We start from the raw sequence: 18,973 nt of genomic DNA on the forward strand, positions 1-18,973 counted from the left end.
TTCATTCTTCGGCGGGTTTTGCCATGGCTTTTGCCTGACGGCAAAGCCTTTCCATCGTCTGCAGAAAGGCGGAGCGGTCGCGGGTCGAAAAGGCCGCGTTATAGCCCTTGCTCTCGCCGGTTTCCCTGAGGTGCTGGCCAAGGTCGCGCATCGCGCGGGCCATGCCGATATTGCGGTCGTCGAACACGCGTCCCGTCGGCCCGGTCACAAGCGCGCCGCCCAGAACGCAGCGCTCGGCAAGCGGCACATCTGCGGTCACGACGACATCGCCAGCGCCTGCGCGCTCGGCAATCCAGTCATCGGCGGCATCGAAAGCGCCGGAGACGATGACATTGGTGATCATCGGGTCGCGCGATGGGCGCAGGCCGGTATTGGCAACGAAGGTCACGGGCAGGCCATGGCGTTCGGCGACCTTCGTGATCTCCGGCTTCACCGGACAGGCATCGGCATCGACATAGATCATTCGGCGGCAACCTCGCGGGCGCGGACCATGTCGACATGGGGAATTCCGTCCTCGAGATATTCGTCAGAGGTGATGACGAAACCGAGGCTGCTATAGAACCGGGCAAGATGTGCCTGCGCCGAAATGGCGATGTCGGCCTCGGGCGACAGCTTCTCGCAAGCCGTCATCGCCTCGCGCATCAGCGTCTCGCCGAGACGCCGGCCCCGAAAATCGGATGCGACGACGACGCGGCCGATTCGCGCAGGCCCATCCGCAGCCGGAAAGAGCCGGGCATAGGCTGCAAGCTGGCCCTCGATGAAGAGCCTCAGATGCAGCGCATCGGCATCCTTGCCGTCCAGTTCCGGATACGGACAGTCCTGCTCGACGACAAAAACATCCACCCTGAGCTTCAGGATGGCGTAGAGCTCGCCCGCCGTGAGCGCATCAAGGCGGGCGATATCGACAGTATGGCTCATCAGTAGACGACGACCGAGCGGATGCTCTCGCCGCTATGCATCAGCTCGAAGCCCTTGTTGATGTCCTCGAGCTTCAGGAGGTGCGTGATCATCGGATCGATCTCGATCTTGCCGTCCATGTACCAGTCGACGATCTTCGGCACGTCGGTGCGCCCGCGTGCGCCGCCGAAGGCGGTTCCCATCCAGGAACGGCCGGTGACGAGCTGGAACGGGCGGGTCGAGATTTCCTGGCCGGCGCCGGCGACCCCGATGACAACCGACTTGCCCCAGCCGCGATGGGACGATTCGAGCGCCTGGCGCATCACGGTGGTGTTGCCCGTGCAGTCGAATGTGTAATCCGCGCCGCCGATCGTGTCTGCGCCGCGCTTGGTCAGGTTGACGAGATAGGGGACGAGGTCCTCGCCGATTTCCTTCGGGTTGACGAAATGGGTCATGCCGAAGCGCTCGCCCCATTCCTTCTTCTCGTTGTTGAGGTCGACGCCGATGATCATGTCGGCGCCGGCAAGGCGCAGGCCCTGGATGACATTGAGGCCGATGCCGCCGAGACCGAAAACGATCGCTGTCGCACCCTGTTCGACCTTGGCCGTGTTGATGACCGCGCCGACGCCTGTGGTCACGCCGCAGCCGATGTAGCAGACCTTGTCGAAGGGGGCGTCCGGGTTGATCTTGGCAACCGCGATTTCCGGCATGACCGTGAAGTTCGCAAAGGTCGAGCAGCCCATGTAGTGGTAGAGCGGCTTGCCATCGAGCGAGAACCGCGACGTGCCGTCCGGCATCAGGCCCTGGCCCTGCGTGGAGCGGATCGCGGTGCAGAGATTGGTCTTGCGCGACAGGCAGGAGGGGCACTCGCGGCATTCTGGCGTGTAGAGCGGAATCACGTGATCGCCCTTCTTCACCGAGGTGACGCCCGGGCCGACATCCACCACGACGCCTGCACCCTCATGGCCGAGGATCGCCGGGAAAATGCCTTCCGGATCGGCGCCTGAGAGCGTGAAATCGTCGGTGTGGCAGATGCCCGTGGCCTTGACCTCAATCAGGACTTCGCCCGCCTTCGGGCCTTCCAGCTGAACCGTCATGACTTCCAGGGGCTTGCCGGCTTCAACAGCCACGGCCGCGCGTACATCCATCGGTGATACTCCCGCATTGCATTGTTTTCCGGCCGACTGTCGCATGAGCGCTCCGGCATCGGCAAGTATCGAAGCGGCCGAATCAGGCGGATTTCAGGGGAGAGATCGGTTTGTCTGGCGAAACAACGAGCAATTGGCTATGAACGAGGAAGACCGGGAAAACCGGCGACGTTCGGGAAGGACACTTGATGGATGCGGAAATCTACGCTGACGACACGCTTGGCGGTCGTCTGCTGAGCGCACGCGAAGGTGCTGGTCTCAGTCTGGTCACGGTCGCAGAGCAGCTCGGCGTCGATCCCTCATCACTTCGAAACTGGGAATGCGATCGTTCGGAGCCAAGCATCGATCGGCTTGTCCGGCTTGCGGCAATTCTCAACGTGCGACCGTTCTGGCTGATTACCGGTGACACGGAGGGCGATTGCGCCGAAAGCGAACGCAACGCCACCGACCGGGTGATGGCGATCAACAGGGTCGGCAGGTCGCGCCAGCGCGACGGTGGCGAAAGGTCGTCCGCTGACCGGCTTTCCGACATCGTGGCCTCGAACCGGACGCTGCAATAGCGAATCACGCTTCCGTCTCGGTCTCTCCGAACACGTCCTCGAATGCGCGCCGCAGCGCCACATCGACATCGCCCATCGTGACCGGCAGACCGAGATCCACGAGGCTCGTCACGCCGTAGCCGGATATCCCGCAGGGCACGATCCCGCCGAAATGGTCGAGTTCCGGCTCGACATTGATCGACAGGCCGTGAAAGCTCACCCAGCGTCTGAGCCTGATGCCGATCGCCGCGATCTTGTCTTCGGCCATAGACCCGTCGGGCAGGGGCGGGCGCTCCGGCCGGCGCACCCAGACGCCCACCCGGTCCTCGCGCCGCTCGCCGCGCACATTCATCGAATCAAGCGTCAGGATGATGGTTTCCTCGATCGCCGCCACGAAGGCGCGCACATCGCGCCGCCGGCGCTTCAGATCGAGCATCAGATAGGCGACGCGCTGTCCGGGTCCATGATAGGTATATTCGCCACCGCGTCCTGTCTCATAAACCGGGAATCGGTCCGCCATCAGCAGATCGCTCTGATTTGCGCTGGTGCCGGCGGTATAGAGCGGTGGATGTTCGACAAGCCAGACCAGTTCATCGGCCTCGCCGGCTGCGATGCGGTCGACCTCGCGCTCCATTTCGGCAAGCGCTTCGGGGTAGGGGGTGAGCCTGTCCGACACCCGCCAGCGCACCGGCGGTGCGCCGGGCTCGGGGTGCATCAGTGTTTCGATTTCGCTTCTCTGCATATCGGCCGTCCTTCGGCTTCGTCCTTGCAGATTTGGGGTCATACGGCAAGCGCCGCAAGGCCTGCCGCCGCTTTCGCCAGGGACGGTTTGAAGCTTATGACAAAGAAATGAAAAAAAACGATCATGGGCGCTTGTGTGGCGAGTTTGCTTTTGCTAAATGCTGCGGCGCCGGCACAAACCGGCCTCTACCACGATGCGGTCGTGGCGGAATTGGTAGACGCGCAGCGTTGAGGTCGCTGTGGGGCAACCCGTGGAAGTTCGAGTCTTCTCGACCGCACCATCTTCTCGAACCGAGGTTCGAGCTTTCCGATTTTTGACGGATGATGTCAAAGCCGTTCGCTTCGTGCGCGACGGCTTTTTTGCTTTTCGCTGACCGTTGGAGGTCGCAAGAACCAAGCTGCCCGGTGGCGCAAGCTATTCAGGCGCAACCGGTTGACGCGCTGGCTCCAAGGGACCAGAACGGGCTGGTCTTTTTCAGGCACAAAGGGCGGTTTGCGTGCATATCTGGATATTGACCGACGGCAAGATCGGGGATCGGGTGCAATGCCTCGGCGTTGTTGCGCATCTCGGCGGCGAAGCCGAAGAAAAGGTGATTGCACCCGGAAAGCCGTGGGAGTGGCTGATGCCGCGGGGCCCGGTGCCGCCCAAGCATCGCCCGGACCGCCCGGATAGCCCGATCGCGCCGCCGTTTCCCGATGTCGCGATTGCGAGCGGGCGGCGGATGGTGCCTTACCTCAAGGCGATCAAGACCGCTTCCGGCGGCAAGACCTTTACCGTGTTCCTCAAGGATCCGCGAATCGGCAGCGCGGCCGCCGATCTGATCTGGATGCCGCGCCATGACCGTTTCCGCGCCGACAATGTGCTGGTGACCGATACGGGCCCGCATCCGCTGACGCCCGAGGCTATCGCCGCAGCGACGGCCACGCGGCCTGAGGCATGGAACAGCCTGCCGGGCCCGCGACTCGGTCTTCTGATCGGCAACCCTGTTTCAGCAACGCGTGATGTGGACGCTGCGGTCGGCCATTTCATGGCCCAGATCGACCACGCCAAGGCCGAAGTCGGCAGCATCATCGTCACCCAGTCCCGCCGCACGCCGGAGCCGGTCATGGCGGCGCTCAGGGCGCGTCTCGCGGGCTTTCCGCACTGGATCTGGTCACCGGCTGAAGAGAACCCCTACCGCGCGCTGCTGGGCTTCTCCGACCTGCTGGCGGTGACGGCCGATTCGCACAACATGGTCAGCGAAGCGCTCTCCACCGGTAAGCCGGTCTTTCCGATGCGTCCCTACCGGTTGAATCCGAAGCTTGAGGGCTTCATCGACCGGCTTGAGGAGGCCGGTCAGACGCGGCCCTTTCAGGGGGTGTTGCAGCCCTACGACTATGTGCCGGTGGATGCGACGGAAGAGATTGCGGAAGCGATACGCCAGGGGCTTGCCAAGCGCGGGCGGTGAGGGCTGCGCCTGCAACCGGGCACGGAACGTTCTGTTTCTTGGCGAAGGTGGCAAAAACAATCTCCCCCTCAAGGGGGGAGATTGAGGGCTGAAACGCCTCGCCCTCAGGCGACCTCTATCGTCTGATCCGGATAGGCGAGCTGTTCGCGCGCGCGCCATTCCGGCGTGACGTAGTTGATGATCAGCGACTTGCGTACACCCTCGATCGGACGCTTTTCGAAGCCGTGCCAGGTATTGTCGGCCGGAACGAAGATCATCGCGTGGTTGGGCGCGAACGGCGAGCGGCCGACATGCTCTTCCTTGGAGGCGTAGATGTCGGTTCCGAGCTTGTCGTGACCGGGGCCATCCGAGAGATAGATCAGCAGGGTGAACATCTTCACGCCGATATCGGTGTGCGGTTCCAGCCAGAAGCCGTCCATGTCCTGCGCGAATTCGATGCGCAGGCTCGATCCTTCGATATTGGTGCCGAACGTGTCCTGAATCACAGCCGCCACTTCGGGCGACTGAAAGGCTTCGGCAACGGCCGCGCAGCAGGCATGTTTCTGGATGTTGGGCTGGTCGAAATAATGCCGGCTCTTGTTGTGGACCTCGCGCGTCCCGGAAACGCCGCCGAGATCGGGCTTCGGAAAGTCCAGCGCCTGGATGTCCTTCAGCAGAGCTGCCGGGAACATGTCCGACAGGAGCCAATGCCGATAGGGTTCGGGATTGGACTTGGCGCCCTTGAAGGCCGACTTCACATGTTCCTGAACGTTGCCGTAATCTGTCATTTCAAAACCACATAATTGATTGATCGGTTTCACCGTAGCGCCAACGGAAGGCCCGCACAACCGAATGCCGCCGATGTGCGGTCATTTGCCCGGCTTGCCGGTCTTGCCGGTGCGCCGGCCCCGGCGCTTCTGCTCGCCGGGATCCTCGTAGGAGCCGACGCCGATATTGCCGCGCTTGACCGGTTTGACGTCGCTGCCAAGCGGCTTCTCGGTGCGCCCAACGGTCATTTCGTCAAGATCGTTCTTGCGGAACAGCGGCCGTGCCGTGTCCGTGCCGGGTCCCATGTCGTCGAGCGAGGGCTTGGCAAAGTAGGAGCTCTGGCCGTCAGCTGATTTCGGCGCCTGCTCGGCCTGACGCGATTCCTGCCGCTCCAGCTTGTCATCCATGCCCTGCAGCTCGGCTGCCTTCAGACGCTTGATCTCGTCGCGAACGCGGGCGGCGGTCTCGAAGTCGAGATCGGCGGCGGCATCGCGCATCTGCTTTTCGAGCGCATCGAGATGGGCCTGCAGGTTGTTGCCGACGAGATGGCCGTCTGCGGCAAAACCCTTGCCGCCCTTGGTGCCGATATCGGCGCGGACGTGGTCGCGCTCGTAGACCGAGTCGAGAATGTCGGAAATCCTCGCCTTGACCGATTCCGGCGTAATGCCGTGCTCTTCGTTGTAGGCGATCTGCTTTTCGCGGCGGCGGCTGGTCTCTTCCATGGCCCGCTGCATCGAACCGGTCACCCGGTCGGCATAGAGCACGACCTTGCCATCGACGTTTCGCGCCGCGCGCCCGATGGTCTGGATAAGGGACGTTTCCGAGCGCAGAAAGCCTTCCTTGTCGGCATCGAGGATGGCGACGAAGCCGCATTCCGGGATATCGAGGCCTTCACGCAGAAGGTTGATGCCCACCAGCACATCGAAGGCGCCGAGACGGAGGTCGCGGATGATCTCGATCCGCTCCAGCGTATCGATGTCGGAGTGCATGTAGCGCACTCTTATGCCCTGCTCGTGCAGATATTCGGTCAGGTCCTCGGCCATGCGCTTGGTCAGCACCGTCACCAGCGTCCTGTATCCCTTCAGCGACACGTCGCGGATCTCGGACAGCACGTCGTCGACCTGGGTCTTGGCGGAGCGGATTTCCACCGGCGGATCGATCAGTCCGGTGGGGCGGATTACCTGTTCGGCGAACACGCCGCCGGCTTCTTCCATTTCCCAGTTGCCGGGCGTTGCCGAGACCGCGATCGTGTCAGGACGCATCGCATCCCATTCCTCGAAGCGCAGCGGACGGTTGTCCATGCAGGAGGGCAGGCGGAAGCCATACTCCGCAAGCGTCGCCTTGCGCCGGAAGTCGCCGCGATACATGCCGCCGATCTGGGGCACGGTCACATGACTTTCATCGATGAAGATCAGCGCATTGTCCGGAATATATTCGAACAGGGTCGGCGGCGGCTCGCCGGGCTGGCGCCCCGTGAGGTAGCGCGAATAGTTCTCGATCCCGGGGCAGGAGCCGGTTGCCTCCATCATCTCGATGTCGAAGCGGGTGCGTTGCTCAAGGCGTTGCGCTTCCAGAAGACGGCCAGCCTTTTCAAGCTCTTGCAGACGTCCCTTCAACTCTTCCTTGATCGACTTGATCGCTGCGTTCAGCGTTGGTCGCGGCGTAACGTAGTGCGAATTGGCGTAGATCTTGACCGATTTCAGGTCGCCGGTCTTCTGGCCGGTGAGCGGATCGAATTCGGTGATCGCGTCGATCTCGTCGCCGAACATAGAGATACGCCAGGCGGCATCCTCAAGGTGGGCGGGGAAGATCTCGATGGTGTCGCCGCGTACCCGGAACGAGCCGCGCTGGAAATCCATGTCGCGGCGCTTGTATTGCTGGGCAACGAGGTCGGCGAGAAGCTGACGCTGGTCGAGCTGATCCCCCACCGACATCTGGAAGGTCATGGCGGTATAGGTCTCGACCGAGCCGATACCGTAGATGCAGGAGACCGACGCTACGATGATGCAGTCGTCCCGCTCCAGGATCGCGCGGGTGGCGGCGTGGCGCATCCGGTCGATCTGTTCGTTGATCGAGCTCTCCTTCTCGATATAGGTATCGGAGCGCGGCACATAGGCCTCGGGCTGGTAATAGTCGTAGTAGGAAACGAAATACTCGACCGCGTTTTCCGGAAAGAAGTTCTTGAATTCGGAATAGAGCTGCGCGGCCAGCGTCTTGTTGGGCGCGAGAATCACCGCGGGGCGCTGCGTTTCCGCGATCACCTTCGCCATGGTGAAGGTCTTGCCCGAGCCGGTGACGCCGAGAAGAACCTGGCTGCGGTCACCCGATTTGAGGCCTTCGACGAGGTCTGCGATGGCCGTCGGCTGGTCGCCGGAGGGCTTGTATTCCGTGACCATGCGGATCGGGATGCCGCCCTCCGATTTTTCGGGGCGTTCCGGCCGGTGGGGCGTCCAGATCTTGCCGTTCTTGAACAGCGGATTGCCGCTTTCGATCAGCTTGGAAAGGGCATCGACCGTGGCGGTCACGCCTCCGGTGGCAAGGTTCTGGGCTTCCTCCAACGAAACATCAACGCCTGATACCGGGTTCAGGCCGGCCGCGGCGCGGGTCTTCGGGTCTGAGGACGCGCCGATCGAGACGCCGCGCGATGTGCGCACCGCCGTTGCATTTCCGCCTTCGGCGGCCTTGCGGCGATGCTTGCCCGCCTTTGAAGCGAGTTTGCGCTGGGAATCGACTGTCTCGGCTTCAGCTTCCTGCTCCAGGTTCGCGAGCCAATCGGTCATCGAGCCTTCATAGGCACCGCCCTCGAACGGCGCCTGGGGCGCTTCTTCGAAACCGGATTTGTCGGAGGTCTTCTTGGGTGATCTGGCCATGGGGCGAATATGGGGCGCAAGCCTGCAAAAGAAAAGGGCGACGAAACAGAACAAAAGTAGAACGGCGTCCATGATTCGGTCAAGTTGCGGTGCTGAAAATGCAGATGCACGGTATCGTGTTCTGCGCTATGAGCCTTCGCCGGCCTAACGATCAGCCGTCTTCAGGAGAAAATTCATGCCATTTTCGCTTTCGCCCTCGGCCATCTGGCCGGTTGTGTTGCTGGTCTGCTCGAATGTGTTCATGACATTTGCGTGGTACGGCCACCTCAAGTTCAAGAGCGCGCCATTGACCTTGGTGATCATCACCGCCTGGGGCATCGCCTTCTTCGAATACTGCCTGGCGGTACCGGCCAACAGGATGGGCGCTTCGGTGTATTCGACGGCGCAGCTGAAGACCATCCAGGAGGTGATCACGCTCCTGGTCTTTTCCGGCTTTTCGGTGTTCTGGCTGAAGGAAGCGCTCACCATCAACCACGCGATCGGCTTCGCCCTGATCGCAGTGGGTGCGTCCTTCATCTTCCGGGGCTGAGGCCGGATTGTTGCTTCTGCCACCGCGCCGACGAAATCCTGCGACAATCTGTCCACAATTCGCGTTTATGTTGTAACTGCGAGTTGTCGGACTGACAGAGAGAAACGCGACCCAAGCGGCCGGTGTCCTCGTCCCGCTCCATTGGTTTTTCATAGAAAACGAGTGTAGAGCACGATGATTACAGAGCAATCCGCCTTGTCGGCGGTGCGCTTCGGCTATGGCCTTCGCCCCGGCCAGACCGCACCGGCTGATCCGATCGGGATCGAGAATGAACTGACCGCAGCGATGGATGTCCTCCCGGCGTTTCCCGCCGAGGGCATTCCGTCACGCAGGCAGAGCGCCGTTACCTATTTCAAGGACCGGAAGTCCATCCGCGCCTCCTACGAGGGTGCCGAGCTACAGTCGGCGATGAGGACGCTGCGCCAGGATGCGCAGGCGCGTCTCGTGCAGGATTCGGTCGCGCGCATCGCGCAGGCCGTGGACTCTCCCTTCGGTTTTGCCGAACGGCTTGCCTCGTTCTGGACGGACCATTTTTCGGTGTCGTTCCGCAAGAATGACGACATGAAGCTGTTTACGCCGCTCTACGAGGCCGAGGCAATCCGGCCCAATATGTCGGCGCGCTACAGCGTGCTGCTAAGGGCTGCGACACTGCATCCGGCCATGATCATCTACCTCGATCAGTGGCGCTCTGTCGGCCCGCACTCTGCGCGTGCCGGAAAGAACAACGGCCTCAACGAAAATCACGGACGCGAGCTGCTGGAGCTGCACACCGTCGGGGCGGGGTCCGGCTATACCCAGGCCGATGTTCGCCAGGCCTCTTACATTCTGACCGGTCTGACGCTGGACGGACCGCGCGCCGCGACCCGGTTTGATGACAAGCGTGCCGAGCCCGGTTCATTCTCGGTTCTCGGGAAATCCTATGGCGGCGATCAGCGCCAGATGGCGGATGTCGATGCTTTTCTCGATGACCTGTCGGTGCGGCCGGAGACGGCCCGTTACATCAGCACAAAGCTTGCGGCCTATTTCATGAGACCAGAGCCGCCGCAGGATCTGGTAGAGGCGATGACGGCAAGCTGGGCGGCAACCGATGGCGATCTGTCAGCCGTTTACCTGACCATGCTGTCCTGGCCCGAAGCGCTGACGCTGCCGCCGCAGAACGTCAAGCAGCCTTTCGACTACATTGTCTCCTGCATGCGGGCGATGGGCGTGGAGGGAGGCCTGCTGATGTCCGATGAAAAGCTTGGCCAGTCGGTAAACGGGATGTTGCGCAATCTCGGCCAGCCGGTCTGGGATCCGCCGAGCCCCGAAGGTTTCGAGACCGGGGCTGCCAGCTGGATCAACGGCCACCAGCTTGCCGGGCGGATCGTGATCGCACGCCGTCTCATCAGCCGGTTCGGGAAGACCCTCGAACCTGCCGCCTTCGCCGTTGAGGCGCTGGGGCCTTTTCTGTCGGAGAACACCCAGACGCTCGTCAGGCGGGCGCCCAACCGCATGGCGGCGCTGACCCTTGTGCTCGCTTCACCCGAATTCAATCTGCGATAGGTGATGACATGACGCTTGCTTTCAATCCCACGCGGCGCCTGTTTCTCGGCGGTGCCTGCAGCCTGGCGGCGATGCCGCTGATGACCAGTTTCGCGCTCGCCAGAGCCGCGGGCGACAACCGCTTCGTCGCCATCATCCTCAGAGGTGCGATGGACGGGCTCGATCTGGTCCAGCCCTATGGCGACCCGGCCTACCGGCTCCTGCGTCCTGGTCTGTCGCTGACGTCCGATACCGGGCTCTACGATCTCGACGGCCGGTTCGGGCTGCATCCGGCAGCGGGCGGCCTCTATCCGCTCTGGAAGGCCGGAGAGCTGAGTTTCGTCCATGCCGTTTCGACGCCCTATCGCGATGCCCGCAGTCATTTCGATGGCCAAGACATTCTGGAGACGGGCGGCAACGGCAGCGCCGGTCGCGATGGCTGGCTGAACCGTGCGGTCGGGCTTGCGGGCGATGGTCCCTTGCGCGCCATCGACGTCACGTCCGATTCCGACCTGATCCTGCAGGGGCCGAATGCGGCCGAAATCTGGTCGCCGCGCGATGATATTCCGATCTCAGCAGACGAAATGCTGTTTTTCGAGAAGCTCTACAAGGATAGCCCCGACTTCGCGCGTGCCTTCGAAGAGGCCCGCAGCGCGGACGTCAGTGCCGAGATGATCTTCAACGGGCAGCAGCTTGGCGCTTCAACCGAAGGCGTGGCGCGGCTTGCAGGCGGCTTTCTGAAGAATGACTACCGGGTCGCCGCCTTTTCCATCAATGGCTGGGACACCCATGCGGAACAGAAATCGCTGTTTGCGAAATCCGCCGACAATCTGACCACTGCGATCCTGACGTTGAAATCGGAAATGGGCCCTGCGGCATGGAGCAAGACGGTGGTTCTGGCAATGACCGAATTCGGACGGACCGCACGGCAGAACGGTACGGGTGGCACCGATCACGGAACCGGCGGCTGCGCGATCCTGGCTGGCGGCGCCTTTGCGGGCGGCAGGGTGATGGGCAACTGGCCGGGGCTCAAGGATGGCGATCTTTACGAGAACCGCGACCTGATGCCGACCGGCGATATCCGCGAAGTGGCCGCCGCGATGCTCTATCGGCAGTTCGGTATCGGTTCCGCGGCGCTCACGACAAGCGTTTTCCCGGGCCTCGATTTTTCCCCGTCCTCCGTTTTTGTGCGCGCCTGAGCCTCATGCGCGGCGTCAGTCGCGCATTATCACGGCGGTGCCCAAGAAGGCATCGTACCACGTACGGCTCCGCCAGATCATGAATGGCCATATCCACCAACCGAACAGCAGCAGCAAGGTCGTGCCGCCAAGCACGAAGGTGTGGGTGAGAATGCGCAGATCCGGGTCAAAGCTCTCAAGCATGCTGGCGGCTTCGGCGATAGAGGTGGGATTTGGCATCTGAGCGGCCAGCACGACGCTCAGGATGGCGAATATGCAGACTGGCCAGAATTTCAGGTATTCCCGCATGATTGCGGTCTTTTCCGATGGTGCTGACGATGCCGTGCGAAGGGGGCCTTCTGCGACCAGGATCCGCATCAGTCTCTTGCCAGGTGTCGCGCCGAACAGGATGCCGGCAAGCGCGAGGGCGAGAGGAAACAGCAGCATTTCTGCAGCCGAGACGACTTTCTCGATGAGCGGCGACGGGAAAATGGGGTTCCCGTCAGCGTCAAGCTGAACAGCGATCGACTTTATGTATGGCTGTCCGCTCGCCATCGTATCTTCTCCCGCAATCAACGCTACTCTCTTCTGCTGCATGAAAAGTCCGTCTATCGTGCAGAGAACGAGCGCAGGAGGGTCGTCGACGGACGATGTCCAGACGGACTCAAGCTCTCGGAAGACGGCGATATCCGTTTCAGCCGGTTCGCAGCTTTTCAGCGAGAAAACGGGTGCGCTGAGGGCAGGGCGCAAAGACGGAACGGCAAGGGTCACGGCTGCCGTCACCAGACTGGCGAGCAACAGGAAGAGAAACCCGTCCACGATCAATGCCGCAAACCGCCGCCAGAACAATCGAGGATGGCGCGCGGGCGTTGCAGCCTGCGTCATGCCTCGCCGACCTGCTGGGGGACGATTGCCGGCTTTCCGGTCTCATCCATCGCGACCATTACGAATTGCGCTTCCGTGACCTGCTGGCGATCGGGCATCTGGTGGCGGTGCACCCAGGCCTCGACATGAATCGTCATTGAGGTGCGGCCGACCCTCTCGAACGATGTGTAGACGCACAGCGTATCGCCGATCTTGACCGGCTGTTCGAACGCCATCGAGTTCACGGCCGCCGTGACCGTTCTGTTGCCCGCCCGCTCCGACGAGGCGACATAGGCCGCAAGGTCCATCTGCGACATGACCCAGCCGCCGAAGATATCGCCGGAAGGGTTGGCATTTGCCGGCATGGCGACCGTTCGCATCGTCAGAGTGCCCTTGGGGGTTGTAGCTTCGCGCATCGCATTCTCCTGCACGGTAACGGGTTAGGGTGCAGGCGCAGCATATTTCACCTTCTGCCGTTTGCAATGCCGGAGCTTGCTGCGCTGCAGCAAATACCCGATTTCCGGACACAGGCGCGTTGGCAAAAGCATTTGTTTACACTTGTCTGGTCTACTTGGGCGCAGGAGTTTCAACCCAGATCCGGTACGACATGACGTTTCACCTTCGACGCGCCGTCTCTTCGCTAGCCCTTGCGGCCACGCTCACAGGTTGTTCCATCGGCGGGTTGATGACGTCCTTTTCGATCGATACCACCGACAAGAGCACACAGGTTGTGACCCGCTCGGACGAGGAGGCCCAAAAGCCGGCCCAGATCGCCGCAGCGGTTCCCGCTCCAGCGCCGGTTGCCGCGCCCGAACCCCCGGCGTCGATCGAGCAACTGATTGCCAGCACCGAAAGCGGTGCCGGCGTGCCGATCGACAGCTATCTCGGCGTGACCGCAGGCGAGAGCGACGCCGTCGTCGCTGCCAACGCAGCCATGCCTGCGCCGCCGGTAACGCCTGCGGAAATCCGCGCGGACATGCCCTCCGATATCGACGATCCGGGGATCGATCCGATCCAGACCGCCTCGCTCCTGCCGCTCAGCAATCCGGGCGAGGGGAGCGCTCCGAAAAACGGAAGGCTACCCGGCCTGATGCCGCTTGCCGAGCGGCAGTGCCGGAGCGCTCTGACCGAACTGGGCGTCCGGTTCTCCGATGTCGCCGAAATCGCCAATGGCGCCAATTGCGGCATCGCCTATCCGGTCAAGCTCCAGTCGCTCTCCGGCAATATCGCCGTCTCGCCGAGCGTCACGGTCAATTGCCAGACGGCGCTCGCCTTTTCCGAATGGGTCAAGGACGATGTCGCGCCTTCGGTGCGGATGCGCTACCTTACCGGGCTGAAATCGGTCAACACAATGGGCGGCTATTCCTGCCGGCGCATGAACAATGGCAAGCGGAGCACGCCCTGGTCGGAACACTCCAAGGGCAATGCCATCGACGTCGGCGGTTTCACGCTGAACACAGGAAAGACCATCGATGTCTCGGCGAAGGGCTTCTTCGCCTTCCGGGAAAAGGGCCTGCTCAAATCAGTCCGCGCCAGCGGCTGCCAGAAGTTCAACACGGTGCTCGGTCCGGGCTATCCCAAGCACGACGACCATCTGCATTTCGATCTTTCGCAGCGCTCCTCCGGCCGAAGCTACTGCAAGTAGCCCGGTAGGGGCGAAGCATCCGGTCTTCTGAAAAGCTGCTCTCCAGGGACCGCAGGCCTTTCGGCCGATGCGGGCGCAATCATGCGCGCCTGCCGGGTTGCGTCCGCCATCAGCCCCCGTTGAAAATCACGGTATTTTGTTAATGACAAGCCCGGAACATCGGGCTTAAGATCAGCTCAGTCGAAGGGAGCTTGAAACGGACTCGGTAGATACAGATATGAACACCAACGAGAGGCTTGGTGAACACGCCTGAAAGACTTACGGAGTTAGTGAGAATGATCGCGATGTCGATCCGGATGCAGAACGATCCCTCCAAGAACGGGGACAATCCGAGCCGCGGAACGGCGGTCATCGCGCGTACCAAGCCGAAAACAAAGAAACCCAGCCTATACCGGGTTCTCCTGTTGAATGATGACTACACACCAATGGAATTTGTCATCCACATTCTGGAGCGTTTCTTCCAGAAGGATCGCGAAGCGGCGACCCGCATCATGCTCAACGTCCACAACAATGGCGTCGGTGAATGCGGGGTCTTTACCTTTGAAGTGGCCGAAACCAAGGTCAGCCAGGTGATGGATTTCGCGCGCCAGCACCAACATCCATTGCAATGTGTCATGGAAAAGAAGTGAGGATCTGATCGTGCCAACATTCTCTCCCAGTCTTGAAAAGGCGCTGCATCAAGCTCTGACCTATGCCAATGACCGGCACCACGAATACGCAACGCTGGAACACCTCCTGCTGGCGTTGATTGATGATGGCGATGCAGCCGCCGTCATGGGTGCCTGTAATGTCGATCTCGACGCCCTGCGCAAGATCGTAACCGAATATGTCGATACCGAACTCGCAAACCTGATCACGGGCTATGACGAGGATTCCAAGCCGACCTCCGGCTTCCAGCGCGTCATCCAGCGCGCCGTGATCCACGTCCAGTCCTCGGGCCGCGAGGAGGTCACCGGCGCCAACGTGCTCGTCGCCATTTTCGCCGAGCGCGAGAGCCATGCCGCCTATTTCCTGCAGCAGCAGGAGATGACGCGCTATGACGCCGTGAACTACATCTCCCACGGCATCGGCAAGCGGCCGGGGTCTTCGGAAACGCGCACCCCGCGTGGCGTCAACGACAGCCAGGACAATGATGCGAGCGCACAGCGCGAGAGCGAGGACGGCAACCGCAAGCAGCCGGATGCGCTCAAGGCCTACTGCGTCAACCTCAATGAAAAGGCGATGAACGGCAAGATCGATCCGCTGATCGGTCGCGATTCCGAGGTCAACCGCACCATTCAGGTGCTGTGCCGCCGCTCCAAGAACAACCCGCTTTATGTGGGTGATCCCGGTGTCGGCAAGACGGCGATCGCCGAAGGTCTCGCCAAGCGGATCGTCGAAGGCAAGGTTCCCGAGGCGCTGATCGATGCCACCATCTTCTCGCTCGACATGGGCACGCTGCTTGCGGGCACGCGCTATCGTGGCGATTTCGAGGAACGGCTGAAGCAGGTTGTCAAGGAGCTCGAGGAATATGAGGGCGCCGTGCTGTTCATCGACGAGATCCACACCGTCATCGGTGCGGGTGCGACGTCGGGTGGCGCCATGGATGCCTCGAATCTGCTCAAGCCGGCGCTCTCTTCCGGCGCGATCCGCTGCATCGGTTCGACCACATACAAGGAATACCGCCAGTTCTTCGAAAAGGACCGTGCGCTGGTGCGCCGGTTCCAGAAGATCGATGTCAACGAACCGTCCGTGGACGATGCCATCGAGATCATGAAGGGGCTGAAGCCCTATTTCGAGGAATACCACAACCTCCGCTACACCAACGAGGCCATCAAGGCGGCGGTGGAACTCTCCGCGCGCTACATCACCGACCGGAAGTTGCCCGACAAGGCGATCGACGTGATCGACGAGAGCGGCGCGGCGCAGATGCTGGTGCCGGCCTCGCGCCGCCGCAAGATGATTACCGAAAGGGAGATCGAGGCCACGATCGCGACCATGGCCCGCATCCCGCCGAAGACCGTCTCCAAGGATGACGAGCAGGTGCTTGCCAATCTGGAGCAGGAGCTTCGCTCGGTGGTGTATGGCCAGGACAAGGCGATCGATGCGCTTGCGACCTCGATCAAGCTTGCCCGTGCGGGCCTGCGCGAACCGAACAAGCCGATCGGCTCCTACATCTTCTCCGGCCCGACAGGCGTCGGCAAGACCGAGGTCTCGAAGCAGCTTGCTTCTTCGCTTGGCGTCGAGCTTCTCCGCTTCGACATGTCGGAATACATGGAGCGGCATACGGTTTCGCGTCTGCTCGGTGCGCCTCCCGGCTATGTCGGCTTTGATCAGGGCGGGCTTCTGACCGACGGCGTCGACCAGCACCCGCATTGCGTCGTGCTGCTGGACGAGATCGAGAAGGCGCATCCGGACATCTACAACATCCTGTTGCAGGTGATGGACCATGGCTCGCTGACCGACCACAACGGCAAGAAGATCGACTTCCGCAACGTGATCCTGATCATGACCACCAATGCGGGCGCGTCGGAAATGTCAAAGTCGGCAATCGGCTTCGGGTCTTCGAAGCGGACCGGCGAGGACGAGGAGGCGCTCAACCGCATCTTCACGCCGGAGTTCCGCAACCGTCTCGACGCGATCATTCCGTTCGCGCCGCTCCCGACCGAAGTCATTCACCAGGTCGTCCAGAAGTTCGTCATGCAGCTCGAAAGCCAGCTTTCGGAACGCAATGTCACCTTCGAGCTGGAGGACCGGGCCGTCGAATGGCTCGCCGAACGCGGTTACGACGAGAAGATGGGCGCCCGGCCGCTGTCGCGCGTCATCCAGGAATACATCAAGAAGCCGCTGGCGAACGAGATCCTGTTCGGCAAGCTCAAGAAGGGCGGCGTCGTCCGCGTCGATGTGGCCGAGAAGGATGGCAAGCCGGAACTGACGCTGGAGGCGATTCCCGAGACAACGCCGATCAAGCCCAGCGAGCTGAAATCGGACGGACCCAAGGGCAAGGCCGCAAAGGCCGCGCGCAAGTCCGCTGCCGACACCTGATAAAGACTGAAGGCCGGGGCATTGCCCCGGCCTTCATGTTTTTGCAAACCTGTTTCCCCTCAAGGGCCTCAATTCCCGGGCTCGGCCGACCGTCGAACGGAATGCGATCGGCGACGATGGCGTCGGGCGTCGCGCCGAATGCGCGGGAGGAACTGCGCTCTTCTCCCGCCGTCAATCACCCCGGCTGACGCGGTTCGAGGCGGGGAGGGAGGCGTAATATTCACGCTTCTTCCGGTACATTTCTGCGTCGGCCCGCCGCGCGGCCGATTCAAGCGCCTCGCCGTGCTCGCAGATTGCCACGCCGGTGGAAATGCTGATGGGTGCGTCCGCATAGAACTGATTGTTGATGGCGAGCAGCTTGTTGATTTCCTCGAGCGCGACTTTTGTTTCCGCCGCGCGCGCGCCGGGCATGATGACGGCAAACTCGTCACCGCCGATGCGGGCGGCGCAATGGGGTGGACGGATCGCCTCGTTCAGCACTTCGCCAAGCCGGCGCAGCAGAGAGTCGCCCGCATCGTGGCCAAGCGCATCATTGGTCTCCTTCAGGCCGTTCAGATCGATGATCATGATCCCGATGGGCCGGAAAGACTTGCGCTCCAGGCGGTTGATTTCCTCGGTGTAATAGGAGCGATTGTAGAGCTTGGTCAGAACGTCGTGACGGCCGAGATATTCGAGGTAGGCTTCGGCCTTTTTGCGTGCGGTGATATCCGTCAGCGAGACGAGGACGAGCGACCAGTCGTGCTCGCGCCCGGGCAGGACCGAAAACTGCAAGAGCACGTAGCGCTCCGATCCGTCGAGCGCGTAATTCAACACCTCATGGGTGTGGAACAGCCGTCCCTCCCAGAGGTCTAGGAGCTGCTGGCGGAAATGTTCCTCGACATCATCGCGGAAGATGGCGTGCTGGTTCTGAAGCAGCGCCTGCCGGTCTGCGGCGCGAAACATGTCGAGCGTCGCCTGGTTGACGTCGATGACCTTGATCTCGTTCAGGCACTGGCGCACGAATTCGGGATGCACATCCATGAACACCTTGAGGTTCACGATATGCCGTGATCTCAGGTCTTCCAGAAGCTTGCGGATGCGTGAAAAGTCCTCCACCCACAGGGATACCGGGGAATGCTCGAACAGGCCGTGGGCGTAGAGCGCCTGCTGCCGCTCGCGCCGGCGTGCCGATTCGCGGGCCGATACGTCTTCGGTCGTCAGCAGGACGCGCTCGAGCGTGTCCTCATAGCCCGGCAGAACCTTGCCGCTCAGCTGGATATCGAGCCGCCGGCCGGACAGGGTGTAATTGACGGTGTTGCTGGAATAGGCGCGCTTGCCCTCGAACAGCTGGACCAGCTCGTCGATGTGGTTTTCAAGCATGTCATCGCGAAACACCGAGCCGATATTGGCGACGAGATGGTCCAGATCGCTCGCCTCGAAAAGCTCCAGCGTCCGGGCGTTGACCTTCACCACCTTGATCGCCTTCGTGCAAGCGGCGACGCGGGAACGGTCGGCCCTGAGGAATGCCTCGATGTCGCTGACGCCGGCGGAACGCCATCGCTGAAAGATGCTCTGCACGCCGCTGAAGTCTTCGACCCACATTGCTATGGGCGCAAGTTCAAACATCTGTTCGAAGGAGCTGTCGTTCAATGTTTCGCTCGTTTTCCTAGATAGTCACCGCCTGAGAGGCCGGTGCAAAAATCCATTTCCAGCGCGCAATCCGGCAGAATGCAAGCGCAACCATGCAGCAACCAGAAACCGCACACCTGAAAAATACGAAAGGGTTGTGCGATCGATCCTGTATACTGGTGCAAACCGACAGGGTTCTGTCCCGAAATGGATG

At 61.7% G+C, this 18,973-nt stretch carries 18 protein-coding genes and 1 tRNA gene; 9 read left to right on the forward strand and 10 right to left on the reverse strand.

Annotated elements, in window-relative coordinates:
* Window position 1 precedes the first annotated feature (1 nt).
* From HPQ62_RS02150 to HPQ62_RS02160, 3 genes are read right to left on the reverse strand one after another with little or no spacing between them, the layout of a single operon-like run.
* On the reverse strand, window positions 2-463 hold the full coding sequence (locus HPQ62_RS02150; RefSeq protein ID WP_174800855.1) for a YaiI/YqxD family protein: 462 nt from the start codon (window positions 461-463) through the stop codon (window positions 2-4).
* Window positions 460-918, reverse strand: coding sequence for a GNAT family N-acetyltransferase (locus HPQ62_RS02155; protein WP_174800856.1), 459 nt, complete (start codon window positions 916-918; stop codon window positions 460-462). Before HPQ62_RS02155 ends, HPQ62_RS02150 begins: the two co-directional genes overlap by 4 nt.
* Window positions 918-2,045: an S-(hydroxymethyl)glutathione dehydrogenase/class III alcohol dehydrogenase gene (locus tag HPQ62_RS02160; protein WP_174800857.1), complete on the reverse strand. Its 1,128-nt coding sequence runs from the start codon at window positions 2,043-2,045 to the stop codon at window positions 918-920. Before HPQ62_RS02160 ends, HPQ62_RS02155 begins: the two co-directional genes overlap by 1 nt.
* Before the next feature lie 188 nt (window positions 2,046-2,233).
* Here HPQ62_RS02160 and HPQ62_RS02165 point away from each other — a divergent pair, with 188 nt between their 5' ends.
* Window positions 2,234-2,605 carry a helix-turn-helix domain-containing protein gene (locus HPQ62_RS02165; RefSeq protein WP_174800858.1) on the forward strand — a complete coding sequence of 124 codons (372 nt, stop codon included), beginning with the start codon at window positions 2,234-2,236 and terminating at the stop codon, window positions 2,603-2,605.
* Between the two features lie 4 nt (window positions 2,606-2,609).
* Here the strand turns inward: HPQ62_RS02165 and lipB are convergent, their stop codons facing one another.
* A complete protein-coding gene (gene lipB, locus HPQ62_RS02170) occupies window positions 2,610-3,326 on the reverse strand; it encodes a lipoyl(octanoyl) transferase LipB (RefSeq protein ID WP_174800859.1) in 717 nt (238 codons plus the stop codon).
* Between the two features lie 195 nt (window positions 3,327-3,521).
* Here lipB and HPQ62_RS02175 point away from each other — a divergent pair.
* Together HPQ62_RS02175 and HPQ62_RS02180 are read left to right on the forward strand one after the other, a co-directional pair.
* Window positions 3,522-3,606: transfer RNA gene (locus HPQ62_RS02175), tRNA-Leu, on the forward strand.
* Window positions 3,607-3,822: 216 nt separating this feature from the next.
* The gene (locus HPQ62_RS02180; protein WP_174800860.1) at window positions 3,823-4,773 is read left to right on the forward strand and encodes an ELM1/GtrOC1 family putative glycosyltransferase; all 951 of its coding nucleotides are present in this window, start codon (window positions 3,823-3,825) and stop codon (window positions 4,771-4,773) included.
* 104 nt (window positions 4,774-4,877) lie between these two features.
* Here the strand turns inward: HPQ62_RS02180 and HPQ62_RS02185 are convergent, their stop codons facing one another.
* Window positions 4,878-5,540 carry a 2OG-Fe(II) oxygenase gene (locus HPQ62_RS02185; protein ID WP_174800861.1) on the reverse strand — a complete coding sequence of 221 codons (663 nt, stop codon included), beginning with the start codon at window positions 5,538-5,540 and terminating at the stop codon, window positions 4,878-4,880.
* An 81-nt stretch (window positions 5,541-5,621) separates the two neighbouring features.
* Window positions 5,622-8,390 (reverse strand): excinuclease ABC subunit UvrB, encoded by a 2,769-nt coding sequence (gene uvrB, locus HPQ62_RS02190; RefSeq protein WP_174800862.1) that lies wholly within the window; start codon window positions 8,388-8,390, stop codon window positions 5,622-5,624.
* A gap of 175 nt (window positions 8,391-8,565) precedes the next feature.
* Here uvrB and HPQ62_RS02195 point away from each other — a divergent pair, with 175 nt between their 5' ends.
* The 3 genes from HPQ62_RS02195 to HPQ62_RS02205 all read left to right on the forward strand — a co-directional run bounded on the left by HPQ62_RS02195 (window position 8,566) and on the right by HPQ62_RS02205 (window position 11,639).
* Entirely contained in the window at window positions 8,566-8,919 is a 354-nt protein-coding gene (locus tag HPQ62_RS02195) for a DMT family protein (protein ID WP_174800863.1), read from the forward strand.
* 174 nt (window positions 8,920-9,093) lie between these two features.
* Window positions 9,094-10,461, forward strand: coding sequence for a DUF1800 domain-containing protein (locus HPQ62_RS02200; RefSeq protein WP_174800864.1), 1,368 nt, complete (start codon window positions 9,094-9,096; stop codon window positions 10,459-10,461).
* An 8-nt stretch (window positions 10,462-10,469) separates the two neighbouring features.
* Window positions 10,470-11,639 carry a DUF1501 domain-containing protein gene (locus HPQ62_RS02205; protein WP_174800865.1) on the forward strand — a complete coding sequence of 390 codons (1,170 nt, stop codon included), beginning with the start codon at window positions 10,470-10,472 and terminating at the stop codon, window positions 11,637-11,639.
* Window positions 11,640-11,654: 15 nt separating this feature from the next.
* On the opposite strand, the gene HPQ62_RS02210 is transcribed toward HPQ62_RS02205, so the two are convergent.
* The 3 genes from HPQ62_RS02210 to HPQ62_RS21325 are packed head-to-tail and all read right to left on the reverse strand — an operon-like array spanning window position 11,655 to window position 13,072.
* Window positions 11,655-12,503, reverse strand: a complete 849-nt coding sequence (locus HPQ62_RS02210; RefSeq protein WP_174800866.1) for an RDD family protein — start codon at window positions 12,501-12,503, stop codon at window positions 11,655-11,657.
* Complete coding sequence (locus tag HPQ62_RS02215; protein WP_174800867.1) at window positions 12,500-12,898, reverse strand: acyl-CoA thioesterase; 399 nt, start codon at window positions 12,896-12,898, stop codon at window positions 12,500-12,502. Before HPQ62_RS02215 ends, HPQ62_RS02210 begins: the two co-directional genes overlap by 4 nt.
* 24 nt (window positions 12,899-12,922) lie before the next feature.
* On the reverse strand, window positions 12,923-13,072 hold the full coding sequence (locus HPQ62_RS21325; RefSeq protein ID WP_483308172.1) for a prepilin peptidase: 150 nt from the start codon (window positions 13,070-13,072) through the stop codon (window positions 12,923-12,925).
* Between the two features lie 95 nt (window positions 13,073-13,167).
* On the opposite strand from HPQ62_RS21325, the gene HPQ62_RS02220 reads away from it, so the two are divergent.
* From HPQ62_RS02220 to clpA, 3 genes are all read left to right on the forward strand, one after another.
* On the forward strand, window positions 13,168-14,127 hold the full coding sequence (locus HPQ62_RS02220; protein ID WP_174800868.1) for an extensin-like domain-containing protein: 960 nt from the start codon (window positions 13,168-13,170) through the stop codon (window positions 14,125-14,127).
* Between the two features lie 275 nt (window positions 14,128-14,402).
* On the forward strand, window positions 14,403-14,756 hold the full coding sequence (gene clpS / locus HPQ62_RS02225) for an ATP-dependent Clp protease adapter ClpS (RefSeq protein WP_174800869.1): 354 nt from the start codon (window positions 14,403-14,405) through the stop codon (window positions 14,754-14,756).
* Window positions 14,757-14,766: 10 nt separating this feature from the next.
* A complete protein-coding gene (gene clpA, locus HPQ62_RS02230) occupies window positions 14,767-17,151 on the forward strand; it encodes an ATP-dependent Clp protease ATP-binding subunit ClpA (RefSeq protein WP_174800870.1) in 2,385 nt (794 codons plus the stop codon).
* Window positions 17,152-17,322: 171 nt separating this feature from the next.
* On the opposite strand, the gene HPQ62_RS02235 is transcribed toward clpA, so the two are convergent.
* Window positions 17,323-18,756, reverse strand: a complete 1,434-nt coding sequence (locus HPQ62_RS02235) for a sensor domain-containing diguanylate cyclase (RefSeq protein WP_174801412.1) — start codon at window positions 18,754-18,756, stop codon at window positions 17,323-17,325.
* Window positions 18,757-18,973 lie beyond the last annotated feature (217 nt).

This window comes from Martelella limonii, from assembly GCF_013344475.1.
In the GTDB taxonomy this organism is placed as follows: domain Bacteria; phylum Pseudomonadota; class Alphaproteobacteria; order Rhizobiales; family Rhizobiaceae; genus Martelella; species Martelella limonii.